Origin of the sequence: Gaoshiqia sediminis (genome assembly GCF_025907915.1) — a bacterium.
GTDB classification, from domain to species: Bacteria; Bacteroidota; Bacteroidia; order Bacteroidales; family Prolixibacteraceae; genus Gaoshiqia; species Gaoshiqia sediminis.
Map to the genome: position 1 here is coordinate 1 of NZ_JAPAAF010000041.1, position 13,809 is coordinate 13,809.

Below are 13,809 nucleotides of genomic sequence, written 5' to 3' on the forward strand. Positions count from 1 at the left end.
TGTTTTCTTCTTGAAGCAGCATTTTTAAAATTGTCAGGAGCCGAAGAAAGAGAATGTCAGCTTTTGGACTGGCCTACGGGGGTTTTGCTTAGAAAGCCAGGGAAGGGAATCTGATTTCCCAAAAACCTTATTTTGGTTTCCTCAACCTTAGTAGCGTTGTGTGCAAATTGACAGCATTTTAAACCTTATTACCGTATTCGTGTAAACCCAGTTTATAGAAGGTAATAAGGTTGGTAGGAGGTTCGGTACGGTATTTTTTCTACTAAGGTTTTTATTGGTCGCAATCCCCCAATTCGATTGGGGGTGATGAATGGTTCGATCCCTTCGGGAGCCGAGGCTGCTCGGCATGGCGTTGAGTCGTTGAACGCTTGCCCGGCTTTGACGGAAGTTCTCTATGCGCAAAAGATTGCTTCATTCCGCTGCGCTTCATTCGCAATGACGCCTGCTTGAAGCGCCCATTCATCATTCAACATTCATCATTCATCCTTCCGAATGTCAGCGTCATCTGCGTCTAATTTCATTCGTCATTAAAGATTGCTTCAGTAGTGATTTTGCAATGGAGTCTGCATCAGGCAGTTGTCAGGTAATTTTGCGGCTTCATCCGATTGTTCGTGGGCTGATGGTGCTTTTGTCATTGTCGTTGCCTTTGCCCTGGGATTTCCCGTCCTGTTCATCCCCATGGGACGAATTCCAACCAACGAAATAAGAGATATAAGGTTCTTATGCGAAACATCGATTCTTATTTGGATCCTACCAACTCCGGATCTTCTGCGTTTCTTCTGCGTATCTTCTGCGTTAATGATAGGTTATTTTACACAGAAGTAATATCTTAGTAACATCGAATAAACGTAGTAAGCACGAACATATTATGGCAAAGGTAAAGGGAGGACTATTAGGATCTGTGGCCGGAAAGCTGGGCCCGTTGGTTGTCGTTCAGCGGGGCGAAACTACCTATGTGCGCTCGGCGCCGGTATTCACGAAGGATTCGTGGTCGGAGAAGCAGCAGAAAAACCGGCAACGCTTTCGCGAAGTGAATGCCTTTTGCAGGCGCTTCAAACAACAGGTGATTGTTCCTGTCTGGAACAAGCTGGCTGAAGGGAAAAGCGGTTACCACTTGTTTTTAAAGGCCAATTCACCGGCTTTCGGGCAGGATGGCAGCATTCAGGATATTTCGCTCCTGCGCTTTGCCGACGGGAAATTGCCACAGCCCTTTCAGCTGAAAGCTCAGCGGAGCGGGGAGGACGCCATGAACATACAGGTGAGCTGGCAGAACGATGGCTTGTCGGCCGCCTTGCGCCTTCAGGATGAACTGTTGTACATGACCGCGGAAACGGACCAGTTCCAGGGAATCTTTTCGAGCGGTATCCAACGCTCGCAAGGTGGGGGAGTGATCCGCCTGCCGGAGGGGACAACTGCAGAACGCGGCATTTACCTGTTTTTCGCCGCCCCCGACCGGGCAGGCTTCTCGCCCGACCGGTACGTGGCGCTTTAGGTTCAGCTTTTCATTTCGGTGACCTTTCCGGATACCACCATTCGGGTTTCGGATTAAAGCAACATCATCCCGGGGGAAGCAGGGGCTGGGAGAGGAATTAATTTGCCGGGCATTTTCTTTTTCATAATCTTTCTTTTCATTTCAAGATTAAGTATCTTGCCCTGACCAATCAACAAGCGGTTAAGGAATGATGAAAAGTAACTTCCATTTTCTCATTGATGAGTTTCCCCTTCTTGCTAATCTGGGTTCTCAGGTTGAGAAATACATTCATGACGACCCGAATGCCTCGTTGTTTAAGATCCGGCTGCTGGTTGAAAAAATGACGGAGCTGATCTTTGAGATTCATCAACTGGAATTTCCCTGCGATGACAGCATATTCAGGCGTATTCAGCTGTTGACGGATGAGGGTATTTTGCCCGACAACATTGCCAGTATCTTTCATGCGCTGCGAAAGTCGGGTAACCGGGCGGTTCACACCGGAGAGCTGCTGGAGAAGTCGGTCATGGGTAGTGTGTTCAGCGCTTTTAAGCTGTGCAAGTGGTTTGGCGAGACCTACGCCGAAACGTACACCGATTTATCAGGTGTAAAATTCAACCCCCCGGAGAAAATTGATCGGGAGGCCGATTACCAGCAGCTGGAGCAGGAGTACAAAAAACTGGAAGAAAAGCTGGGCGTTTTGCTCCGGGAGCGTCAGATCGGACAGTTGAGTGAAGCCAGGGCGGCTGAGTTTTTACAGCGGTCAGTTAAGGCCAGCCGGAAAATGGAGATGTCGGAAGCGGAAACCCGTAACCTGATTGATGAGCAACTTCGGGCTGCCGGATGGGAGGTTGACACGGCCACACTCAACTACAAATTGCATAACACGCTTCCTGTCAAAGGGCGAAACCTGGCCATTGCCGAGTGGAAGGTTGGCAGCAAATGGGCTGATTACGCTCTGTTTATCGGGAATGAACTCTACGGAATTGTTGAAGCGAAGAAATATGCCCAGGATATTTCAACCAACCTCCATCAATCCAAGATATATGCCGAACTGGCCGAAGAAACCAATCAGGCTAAATTACTTGGCTGTTGGGGAAATTACAGAGTCCCGTTCCTGTTCTCGACCAACGGACGTCCGTACTTAAAGCAAATTGACACAAAGAGCGGCATTTGGTTTGTCGATATTCGTAATCCGCTAAACCACAGTCGATCGTTGAGGGGTTGGTATTCTCCACAAGGACTGGTGAAGCTATATGAACAAGATGTTACGGCGGCTGACCATAAATTAAAAGATCATTCCCCCGACTATTTACAGTCAAAAAGCGGCTTAGGGCTGCGTGATTACCAAATCAAGGCGATCCGCAAAGTTGAAGAAACGCTGCTTACCAAACCGGAGGTAAACCGTATTTTGCTGGCCATGGCCACCGGAACAGGGAAAACAAGAACGATTATCGGTCTGGCCTATCGTTTAATTCAATCCAATCGCTTCAATCGGATCTTATTTTTGGTCGATCGCCGACTGTTGGCCACACAGGCTTTTGATGCCTTCAAGGATAACAAAATTGAAGACCTGAATACCTTTGGGGAGATCTATGAGATGAAAGGGCTTAAGGATCTGCTCCCGGAGCTGGACACCCGGCTTCATTTTGCGACGGTGCAAAGTATGGTGAAACGCTTGTTTTACAGCGATGACCTAACCGCAGCCATATCAATTGACACTTATGATTGTATCATCGTTGACGAAGCGCACCGAGGTTATCTCATGGATCGTGAACTCGGAGAAGAGGATTTAAATTTCAAGGACCAGAACGACTATGTAAGCAAGTACAGGAAGGTGTTGGATTACTTCGACGCAACCGGTATCGGATTAACGGCCACGCCGGCACTTCATACAACCGAAATTTTTGGTAATCCGGTATTCACTTACCCGTACCGCGAGGCTGTGATTGACGGCTACCTGATTGATCATGAACCTCCCTTTGTCGTTAAAACCAAATTGAGTGAGGAAGGCATTATTTGGGAAAAAGGTGAAAAACCCAAAGTTTACGACAAAGAAAATAATGCCGTAGTAGAACTTAGTGAGTTGGAGGATGAACTAGCCATCCAGGTAGAGGGATTCAACAAGCAAGTTTTGACCGAGAATTTTAACCGGGCTGTGCTTTCTCAATTGGTACAGGAAATTGATCCGGAGAGCGATGAAAAGACCTTGTTTTTTGCGGCTACCGATGAACATGCCGACATCATTGTGAAATTGCTCAAAGAAGAGTACGCGAAAATTGGCCTTGACGTTCATGAGGACTGCATCGCTAAAATTACCGGAAAAGCTTACGATCCGGAACAGTTGGTGAAGCGGTACAAGAACGAAAAATACCCATCGATTGCGGTTACCGTTGATTTGCTGACAACGGGAATTGATGTGCCTGCCATCTGTAATCTGGTGTTTATGCGAAGGGTTCGCTCGCGGATCTTGTATGAGCAGATGCTCGGGCGTGCCACCCGCCGGTGTGATGAAATCGGAAAGGAGGTCTTCCGGATTTATGATGCCGTGCGCCTGTATGAAGCGCTGGAGGATTACACCCAAATGAAACCCGTTGTTCCTTTGCCAGAGACCACTTTCACCCGGTTGGTTGATGAACTCGACACGATCGAAAGCAACGAGCGGGCGTTGCAGCAAGTGGAGCAACTGATTGCCAAATACCAGCGGAAGCGAAAACAGATTACGGATGATAGACTGGACCGGTTCAGTTACCTGACCGGAGGAAAAGATCCGGAACAATTTGCCAACAAGCTTCAACAGATTCGCGAGAATCATCAGTTTGATGAATTGAAAGGATGGCGGGGGGTTTGGAAGTACCTGGATGAACTAAAGCCAAGCCTTACGTTTCAGCTGGTTTCGGAGCATGACGATGAGGAACGCGGGATTGAACGCGGTTACGGACAGGGCCAGAAGCCTGAAGACTACCTGTTAAGCTTTGAGCAATACATTCGCGAGAACCTCAACAAAGTCGAGGCGCTGAAGATCATCTGCTCCCGTCCGCAGGAGCTTGACCGGCAATCGCTGAAACAGCTGCAGTTGGAGTTGGACAGCAAAGGTTTTAACACCAAATACCTCAATCAAGCCTGGAAGCAAGCGAAATCCCAAGATATTGCAGCCGACATTATCAGCTACATCCGGACGCTGGCTTTGGGTGATGCCTTGGTGAGTCATGAAGACCGGATTAAGAATGCCGTTGCCAAAATCCGCTCAATGGATCATTGGAATAAGATACAGCTTCGATGGATTGACCGCTTTGAGAAACAATTGCTTCAGGAGAGTATTCTTCAGAAGTCTGATCTTGACCAGGCTCCTTTTGATCGTGATGGTGGCTATCAGCGCATCAACAAGATCTTTAATAATCAGTTGGATACCGTATTGAATGTCATTAACGAGCACTTATTTAATGAGATAGCCTAGTAAAATATGAACTCAACCGTTAAGAAAATCAGTACAACAAGCCTTGCCAAAAAGTTGGATTTAAGCAGTAAAGAGTTATTTGAAAAATTGATTGAGTTGAAGTTGATGTACAAGAAGGACGAGCAATGGCATTTAACCCGCAAAGGAACTGAAATGGGAGGTGAACTTGCCAGTCATCCCCAGTATGGAGATTACGTGGTCTGGCCGGCCGATTTTGATCCTGATAACATCTCAGCCGGTGATAAAAAGGACCTTTTCAATGCCACGGCACTGGGAAAAGAGTTCAATCTTTCTTCGCAGCGAATCAACCTTATTTTAGCAGAAATAGGATGGATTGAAAAAGCTCTGAAGGGCTGGTCTGTTACTGGTTTGGGGCGAAAAGCCGGAGGTGTTGAGTTTGAACATTCATCTGGTGGGACCTATGTTTTATGGCCGCCGGTGATCGTGAACAACCGAACCTTGGTCAGCTCTGTCAAGACAGGGCACGACCACGCCGCTGAATCGATTGTCGAAATTACCCAGGATACTGAGGCTAGTGAAGATCTGAAAGATGCCAAAAATTTCAGGGAAAAATTCCCGGCAACCTTGCGAACCAAGGACGGGCACTTGGTGCGTTCCCGTGGCGAAATACTCATCGATAACTCGCTGTACGATTATGGACTTGCTCATGCGTACGAGCGCAAATTGCCGATCGAGGAAGATGTCTATTGTGATTTTTACATTCCATCGCAAAATAACGGGAAAGCAGTTTATATCGAATACTGGGGCATGGAAAGTGATGAAAAATATCAGGCCAGAAAAGAACGGAAAAAGAAGATTTATCAAGCCAATGGCCTTAACCTGATTGAGTTGGGGAATAATCACATCGAAAGTCTGGACGACTACCTACCCAAGATGCTTCTTAAGTTTGGGATTCGGGTAGAATAACTAAGAATAAATGAATATGAAAAACCTGTTGAATCAGCTGCTTGGAGAGGCAAATCCAAGCGATAGCGCTTTAGCGAAGCGTATGCGGTTGCATCAAAGTTGGTGGCGGGCCTTTGTATTGAAAGAAGAACAGGGGCAACATCCTATGGCGAAAGATCAACTGATTGGGAGTAGCATTGCCAAGGGCGAGGTATCCTATTCCAATTTTCTGGATGAATATGCCCAACGAGCTGTTCGGGAAACACTGTCAGAACGGGGATCGGCATCAAAAGGCATGATATCCGAATCGCGCTTGTTTAACAACTTGTTGTCGAGTCAACCACTGTGTTTTAACTTCTTCGGGAGGCTAAAATACAAACTTGATTTGGCGACCAAAGTCATTCAACATTACTACCCGGATGTGAAAGAGGTCACCAACATTCATTTTGAATTTGCACCCAATGCTGCTCAAAACGGCGATAACTCGGCACACGATGTGGCTATTGAATTTGAAACGGCCGACGGGAAACAGGGCTTAATTGGATTGGAATGCAAATACACCGAACCCTTTTCAGCCAAAGAATACCGAAACGAAAACTACGAGAAGCTCTACCGCGAGTCGGATGCGTTTGTAGCCGGATACGACGAACTGACCAACACCAAAAACAACCAACTGTTCCGAAACCAACTCATCGTTGAATCGGCCTTACTGAATAAACGCTACGATGTGGCATACAGTGGTTTATTTTGTTTTGAGCAGGATGATAATGCACTCACAAAGGGCGCAGCCTTTCAAAAAATGCTAAAACAGGGAGAAGAACGCTTTAAAATTATCACCCTTGCTCAACTAATTGAGACAATCCAACAGCTGCAGTTAGATTGGGAAAGCCGGGAGTGGAGTATGATGCTATGGGCAAGATATTGTGCTACTCGGCTCAGCAATAATTTACTATGAAAAAATCGATTTTTGTTTCATCAACTTATCGTGATCTAATAAAGCATCGCGATGGTGTTCATAAAGTTTTGGAGGATTTCGATGTTGACATCATCGGTATGGAAAACTTTGGAGCGAGAAATACAACTCCGTTAGCTACCTGTCTATCTGAGATTGAAAAAAGTTCATTTTATATTGGAATTATTGCAATGAATTATGGGAGTGTAGAACAAACATCACAAAAGTCATTTACTCAGCTTGAATATGAAAAGGCAGTTGCGCTAGGCAAAGACATTCGCATTTTCATGATTCATGACCAAAACGGCGAAGTCAAAACCGGAGATATCGATTTTGAGAATGAGACTAAGCTCAGAAATTTTAAAACGATCCTAAAAAAGAAACATACAATAGCGTTTTTCGAGAACGAAACCGATTTAGCTCAACAGGTTTATGACTTAATGAAAGAGATAACAAGAAATGATGTTTACATCCGGCCCCCAGTTTTAAAAGCGGATTTACTGAGTTTTAAATTGAACGGGCAAAAAAGTAGCATCATAGTTGGAATATTTAACGAAAGACCAGTTGAATTATACACTATTACTCATGACGGAGAAGACGATTATTTAGATCCTAGTATAGATATGGATCCAATCGATAGTAAATTGAAAATAGTCCGTGAAATGATAGGCAATCAGGAAATGTTAGTGCTTCAATATGTAAATAAAAGGGGCTACAAGACGACAATAGAAGGATTCAAATATCAAGAAAAATCAGATTTCAAGAATTTAGATACTTTCTTATCCGCTCAACTCCAAGAAGGGGGAAGTGTAAAATCCATAATCAGAGCAATAAGACGGATTGGAAAAGATGAAATAGACCTTTCAGATTGGAAGGAAACAATTATTGACGCATTAAAAAAATTCAAATAAAATATGAGTGCTGAAGAAATTGCTGCCAAGCTATGGAACCTGTGTAATGTGCTGCGCGACGATGGGGTAACCTATCACCAGTACCTGAATGAGCTGACCTTCATTCTGTTTATCAAGCTGAGCGAAGTCAAAGGATTTGAAAAGGAGCTGCCGGAGGAATATCGCTGGTCGTCCCTGAAAAATATCAAGGATAACAAGGAGTTGTTCGACACCTATCGCGAGTTGCTGGCAACCATCAGCAACAAGAGTGCGAATGCCAACATCAAGGAGATCTTTACCAATGCCAGCACCACCCTTCGGAACCCGGTAACCCTGCGTACGCTGGTGTCGGCCATCGATCTGCTGGACTGGTACGAGGAGCACGACCGCGATGTAATGGGCGACATTTACGAGGATTTGCTGGAACGCAATGCCACCGAAAAGAAAAGCGGCGCCGGACAGTATTTCACCCCGCGACCACTGATTAATGTGATGGTGGAGCTGATGGCTCCAAAACTAAAGGAGAAATGGAACGATCCGGCTTGCGGAACCTTTGGGTTTCCCATCGCCATCGACCATTACCTGAAGATGCGCTACGACTATCCGTTTAGCGCGACAGAAAAAGACCGGGTCTTTCAGGAAACCGGAGCCCTGAGTGGTGTGGAACTGGTACAGGATGCCCACCGTCTGGCTTTAATGAATGCCAAGCTACACGGGCTCGACAGCACCATTTACCTGAACGACACGCTAAGCGAATTTGGCAAAAGCCTGCGCGGATTTGATGGCGTACTCGCTAACCCGCCTTTTGGTACCAAGAAGGGAGGTGAACGCCCCTCGCGCGACGTTCTAACTCTTTGATTAAAAAATTCGGGTGACAAACTCTGGTGTCATGATCCGGTAGTTCGATCTGCTCTAAAGGGTAGTTATGAAGAATTCTGTTCCGGAAGTTTTCCCGCATCATTGTATCTGTTCCCTGTTCCCCATTGAGTCTGAGGATATGCGGTCACGAAACTTTATCAGCATCTGGTTGTAGGACACTGCCTTTTTGATAGTGCTCCGTTTGTTACGAAAATCGACTTCAGTGTTTAATCCGGTATCTGTTTTGAACTCAAAATCAAGACCAAAGACCCCATACTCCTCGGTTGTTGCCAGAAAAGTATGGGGTCCCAATTTTCTAATGTGAATCAGTATTGGTAACTTTTGATTCTGCTATTTTTCCATTAAGGCAACAATACACCAAAGGAACGGAGCCTGACCATGAAAATCGCCTGCAACACGCGGACGGTCGTAATAGTGTTGTTTATCGTTCTTTTTACCCGTTCCGATACAAACTTCTGTTACATTATTACGCTCGTCAATATAGGGGACTAAAGCCTTCCATGCTTTCCGGGCAGCAGGGGTATATTCTTTAGCATCCAACCATCCTTGTTTGATCCCTACAATAAAAGCATAGGTAAACATAGCCGATCCGGATGTCTCTGCCCAGCATTCAGGGTCGTCAATCAATTGGTTCCATATACCACCCGGAGCCTGATATTTTTTCAGGCTTTCCATCATTGTAAGGTAGCCTTTCATAATCCGTGCACGGTCTTTGTGATCTTCAGGAAGGTACGTAAGTAAATCTGCCATTCCAACAGCCATCCACCCATTTCCGCGCGCCCAGTAGTAAGGAACATCGGGTGCATGGTAGAAAAGACCGTTAGGACGTTGTATCTCATCCAAATAGAGAACCATCTCTTTTGCTGCACGATCAATGTACTTGGGATCGCCGGTTACTTTATACGCCTCGGCTTGTACCGAAGTAATCATATACATATCGTCAATCCACAATCGTGTCTGCCATGAATAGCCTTTTTCGGCCCATGCTTTTTCCTCTGGTTTTGCGTTGTCAGGAACTTCCCATTGGCTATCCGCATAAGCCATTCCCATATCCAGGTACCGTTTATCGTTTGTTATTTGATAAAGTTTTAGGGCTAATCCCCCAAACATGTTGTAATCAACATGATTCATTGGCGGCAATAATGGTTTCTCCCTTGTAAAAAAAGGCTCGAATCTACTCTGTAAAAGTTTTATCAATTTCTGATCTTTTGTTTGAATTGCATAATCGAGGGACCCCGTCCAAGTAGATACTTCGGCATAATGAATGTACCTTCCTGCATAAAGTTCGTGCTTGTCGTCCACAAAATGATAGGCCAAACGTTTCCCAATTTCTTTGGGTTCATAACCCTCTGGAAAATCAGACAACGTGTTCTTTTGAGCAAAAATGACCTGAAATGGGATAATGAGGGATAGAAATAATAGCTTTTTAGTCATAGGATTTTTTTTAATTGTTTGATTTTGTATAGGAAATATGAAAAAGCAAGGTTGCTGTTCCAATTAAGAACAGAAAAACCTGTTCATTCATTTTGTCTGACAATGAATGTATTGCGATCCATTTAAATGGACTTATTCTGTTTTTGGAAATTCTCTAAGTGGACTGTACCGAATGTAAGAATCAAACACTTCTTTATCAGGCCCCACAATCCTCGGATCTTGAGTTTTTTTCAATTCTTCCGTTAACGCGCTTTTCATCTCCAGCTCTATGTCAGCAAAAGCCATATTCCCTGTGAGATTTTTTAGACAGAACGGATCATTTTTTATATCAAAAAGCTCGTATTCTGGACGTTTCGCCACTGCCCAATCAAAGAATGGCCGAATGTTTTCATCATTCCAATTTTCAACAATAAACGATTTTGAAGGAGACGAATCAATATCCGTAAAAGCCCATTCCGAATGATGCTTGCCATCTTTATCAAGCCCGTACATTGGTAACAATTCTCCTGTTGAATCCAGCGCCTGAGGCGCACCAGCAGGCCAGCGTTCTGGCTTAATGTTCCAGATCAGGAGAAATTCCTCACTTCGAATCATTCGCTGCGGATATCCCCAATTTTGGTATCGGGAAGAAGAATGACGTTCGCGACCCGCGAATACATATTTCTTTGACTTATCTACCGTTCCTTGTTTTTTTGATTTCAGGATATTTAAGATACTTTTCCCGGACATTGGGAGCATGCCATCTGTTTTTGTACCTGTGAGTTCGAGAATAGTAGGCGCAAGATCGGCAAAACTTACAGGATCATCGACCACACGTCCCCCAGGAAAATCTTTTGGAAAGCGCACGGCAAACGGAACATGAATGCCATGCTCATACCCATTGGCTTTGGCTCTCGGAAACGGCATTCCATTGTCAGCAGTAACAATTACGATGGTATTTTCCAATTCACCGATTTCTTCAAGATAAGTCAGCATTCGTTGCAGGTGCAAATCAAACCATTCAATTTCCACCGCATAATCGAGTATGTCGCCACGAATGACAGCGTTATCGGGGAAAAAGCCCGGAACCTCTACTGATTCCGGATTCTTTCCATTCCTTTTCCAGGAATCCCTTTCGTAATCCCGATGTGGCTCGTTTGCTCCGTACCAAAAGAAAAATGGTTTATCGCCCCGAACGTTTCTTATGAAGTATTTAAAATTTTCGAAATAATTGACAGGTCCGATTCCTCCGGCAGTGCGTTCATCCGACGAGTCATTTTTTAAGTACCTAATTTTGCTATGCTCAATTCCCCCCGCATCAGTGGCTCTCCAGAGAGAATCTTTTTCGTTGCGTGCATACTGAAAAGGAGAGACACCTTTTCCGGTACGTCCGGTGGCATAATCGTTAGCATCCAGTAAATCAATAAACGGAACATATTTTTTCATCCAGGATGAAGCATGTTGCCCCGACTGCTCGTTTTGCCAATGATAACGACCAGTTACAATTGTACTCCGCGAAGGGGCACATCCCGGAGAACCCGCAATGCAATTGCTAAAATACACACCTTCGCGAGCAACACGATCAAAGGCTGGTGTTTTTAAAAACCTTGACCCGGCAAAACCAGTATGAACATACGATTGGTCGTCGCTAATTGCAAATAGAATATTAGGCCGACTTTTTTCAGCTTTCACAGTTGAATTACCGGCACAGAGCAATAACCCGCCACCGATTGAACTCAACATTACAGATGAAAAGAGATTCATGTTTTTAATTTTACAGATTTATACTCTCTAAAGTGTGATTTGTCTAAATCCAGACATTGACTTTTTACATGGAATTAAGTTTATCCTGAACTTGATAAAATTACCTGAAACAAGGTAAATTTTCAGCACAGCATATTAAATTAATGCTGTGCTGAAAATATTCTGAAATCCCTGATAATTATTCTTCTGAATATACTAGCGGTGGGACATTTCTTTCGACGCCCACATAGCCCTTGTTTTGGTTAATAATTCCGCTGGTATTTGAATTGATGGCACTAGAAGGTATTGGCCAAAAGATATGAAAGGGTGAACACGTGAAGAAGTTTCCGTAAGGAGTTTTTACTCCTTTGTTGTAAAAATCGCTTACTTCAACCACCCTGTCATACCAAAAATTGTCTTCGCTTATCCGGTCCATCGTGTATATTTTCCCGTTATAACATTGAATTCCGGTTTTAGCATATATCATTGCCATGCGAGTCAATTCAACTTTCCGCAATTCTTCATAATACAATTCCCTGGCTCTTTCGTCAAGAACAGCTCCAATCTTTTGGGTTTGGATGTCGCTTGCAGTGTACATTGTTTGTGCATTTGCTCTTTGTCTTATTTCATTAATATCGTTGGCTGCCTTTTGCCATTCCCCTTTCCATACATAAGCTTCTGCCCGAAGCAGATAGGTTTCAGCCAACCGGAATATATACCAATCACCAGGTCCTCCTTTGGGTTGTACCTGATCGGGATCCTGAACCCAAGCTTTGTAATGAGGCCATTCAAACCAACACCTGATTGTATCAAGACAAAGCAAGGTTCCGTTATCACTATGTAACTGAAGATTTTTACCATACCATGGATTATTGCTAGTTTTCAATGCAGAGTTATTATACACGAGATTCTCCATTGTCATCCAGTTTCCATTGTCTTTGCGATGCCTGTAATCGGTATTATCCTCAGCACCATTCATTCGCCAAACACCTTTTTGTGCATAATAGGTTGGACGAATACGGGCAATGCCTCGTCCATATTTTTCTACCAGCCCAATTTCGAGGCCAGCTTTATCTGACATTCCATTTGCACCATTTGGGGTTTTGATAACTCCAGTTAGGCCATAATAAGGGGCTATATTGTACATTGATCTAGTCCCTGCTGAATTTCCTTCTATCCCATATCTATCGATTGCCATCAACAAGCCTTCGGTATTTCCTGCGATACTTTTATTCTCTATACGAAACATATCCCAAACAACGTCTTTTTCAGCTACATTTTTATCAATTCCAAAACGTTGGGTATTCAGGTTGTGAATTCCTCCATCAATGATTTCAGAAGTGATTTTGATCGCATCATCAAACCTGCCTTCCAATAAATAGTATTTTGCAAGCAAATGTTTACATGCAGCTTTGGTAACCTGTCCCCTATTTACAAGATTGGCCTCGGGAACATTTTGTGCAGCAAACTCAAGATCTTTAATCATTTTTAGCCAGATAGACTCTTTTGTTGTTGAATAAAAATCCAGTTTTGGAGACGAAAGCTCTTCCAGAACCAGCGGAACATCACCATATTGTAACGTTTTGGTATAATACCGGTAAGCCCGAAGAAAATAAGCGCTCCCTAATAACGCTTTTTTCGATGCTTCCGAACTGAATTCAGCCTGGTCGATCCTGGTAATAACCGTGTTGCAGTCTTTAATAATCCGGTAAGATTCATCCCAGTACCAACCGATCCTGGTATAGGCAAAATGATTATTTTGGCCATCAGGGGTCATTTGTTTGTTTAAGTCTTGCCAGGGAGTTGCCTTATCTGTTGACCCATCAACAGCCAGATCTGAGTACTTCATGTTAACCATAAAAGGTGCCTGGTCGGTACAATATTCATCCCTCAATTTGATCAACGCATTGTCCAAAACGGCTTGCAATCCGTTTTCATCAACCAATACATTTTCGGGGGCATAAAACGATAATGGCTGAGGTTCCAAAAAACTTTCACTACAGGAACCGAGTAACACCGCTGTCGATATGGCAAATATTTTTTTTATATTATTGAAATTTATATTCATTGCTTCAATATTTATCATTAATCCTAATGCTCA

9 protein-coding genes are annotated in these 13,809 nt (G+C 44.1%); 6 read left to right on the forward strand and 3 right to left on the reverse strand.

The window, feature by feature from the left end; genetic code table 11:
- The first annotated feature begins 868 nt into the window (after window positions 1-868).
- The 6 genes from N2K84_RS17525 (at window position 869) to N2K84_RS17550 (ending at window position 8,531) form a co-directional block, all read left to right on the forward strand.
- Entirely contained in the window at window positions 869-1,492 is a 624-nt protein-coding gene (locus tag N2K84_RS17525; RefSeq protein ID WP_282593134.1) for a hypothetical protein, read from the forward strand.
- A 187-nt stretch (window positions 1,493-1,679) separates the two neighbouring features.
- Window positions 1,680-4,925, forward strand: a complete 3,246-nt coding sequence (gene hsdR, locus N2K84_RS17530) for a type I restriction-modification system endonuclease (protein WP_282593135.1) — start codon at window positions 1,680-1,682, stop codon at window positions 4,923-4,925.
- Between the two features lie 6 nt (window positions 4,926-4,931).
- Window positions 4,932-5,852 (forward strand): hypothetical protein, encoded by a 921-nt coding sequence (locus N2K84_RS17535; RefSeq protein ID WP_282593136.1) that lies wholly within the window; start codon window positions 4,932-4,934, stop codon window positions 5,850-5,852.
- A 16-nt stretch (window positions 5,853-5,868) separates the two neighbouring features.
- Window positions 5,869-6,786, forward strand: a complete 918-nt coding sequence (locus tag N2K84_RS17540) for a PGN_0703 family putative restriction endonuclease (RefSeq protein ID WP_282593137.1) — start codon at window positions 5,869-5,871, stop codon at window positions 6,784-6,786.
- Window positions 6,783-7,694, forward strand: coding sequence for a DUF4062 domain-containing protein (locus tag N2K84_RS17545; RefSeq protein ID WP_282593138.1), 912 nt, complete (start codon window positions 6,783-6,785; stop codon window positions 7,692-7,694). The genes N2K84_RS17540 and N2K84_RS17545 overlap by 4 nt, the downstream gene beginning before the upstream one ends.
- A gap of 3 nt (window positions 7,695-7,697) precedes the next feature.
- On the forward strand, window positions 7,698-8,531 hold the full coding sequence (locus N2K84_RS17550; protein WP_282593139.1) for a type I restriction-modification system subunit M: 834 nt from the start codon (window positions 7,698-7,700) through the stop codon (window positions 8,529-8,531).
- Window positions 8,532-8,882: 351 nt separating this feature from the next.
- Here N2K84_RS17550 and N2K84_RS17555 read toward each other — a convergent pair whose 3' ends face one another.
- The 3 genes from N2K84_RS17555 to N2K84_RS17565 all read right to left on the reverse strand — a co-directional run bounded on the left by N2K84_RS17555 (window position 8,883) and on the right by N2K84_RS17565 (window position 13,794).
- Complete coding sequence (locus N2K84_RS17555) at window positions 8,883-9,986, reverse strand: glycoside hydrolase family 88/105 protein (RefSeq protein WP_282593140.1); 1,104 nt, start codon at window positions 9,984-9,986, stop codon at window positions 8,883-8,885.
- A gap of 132 nt (window positions 9,987-10,118) precedes the next feature.
- Window positions 10,119-11,729, reverse strand: a complete 1,611-nt coding sequence (locus N2K84_RS17560) for a sulfatase family protein (protein ID WP_282593141.1) — start codon at window positions 11,727-11,729, stop codon at window positions 10,119-10,121.
- A gap of 178 nt (window positions 11,730-11,907) precedes the next feature.
- The gene (locus N2K84_RS17565) at window positions 11,908-13,794 is read right to left on the reverse strand and encodes a RagB/SusD family nutrient uptake outer membrane protein (protein WP_282593142.1); all 1,887 of its coding nucleotides are present in this window, start codon (window positions 13,792-13,794) and stop codon (window positions 11,908-11,910) included.
- Window positions 13,795-13,809 lie beyond the last annotated feature (15 nt).

Bases quoted from the DNA above. Each gene is read 5' to 3' on its own strand.
- N2K84_RS17525 (WP_282593134.1), top strand. From the start codon at position 869: ATGGCAAAGGTAAAGGGAGGACTATTAGGATCTGTGGCCGGAAAGCTG.
- hsdR (WP_282593135.1), top strand. From the start codon at position 1,680: ATGATGAAAAGTAACTTCCATTTTCTCATTGATGAGTTTCCCCTTCTT.
- N2K84_RS17535 (WP_282593136.1), top strand. From the start codon at position 4,932: ATGAACTCAACCGTTAAGAAAATCAGTACAACAAGCCTTGCCAAAAAG.
- N2K84_RS17540 (WP_282593137.1), top strand. From the start codon at position 5,869: ATGAAAAACCTGTTGAATCAGCTGCTTGGAGAGGCAAATCCAAGCGAT.
- N2K84_RS17545 (WP_282593138.1), top strand. From the start codon at position 6,783: ATGAAAAAATCGATTTTTGTTTCATCAACTTATCGTGATCTAATAAAG.
- N2K84_RS17550 (WP_282593139.1), top strand. From the start codon at position 7,698: ATGAGTGCTGAAGAAATTGCTGCCAAGCTATGGAACCTGTGTAATGTG.
- N2K84_RS17555 (WP_282593140.1), bottom strand. From the start codon at position 9,986: ATGACTAAAAAGCTATTATTTCTATCCCTCATTATCCCATTTCAGGTC.
- N2K84_RS17560 (WP_282593141.1), bottom strand. From the start codon at position 11,729: ATGAATCTCTTTTCATCTGTAATGTTGAGTTCAATCGGTGGCGGGTTA.
- N2K84_RS17565 (WP_282593142.1), bottom strand. From the start codon at position 13,794: ATGATAAATATTGAAGCAATGAATATAAATTTCAATAATATAAAAAAA.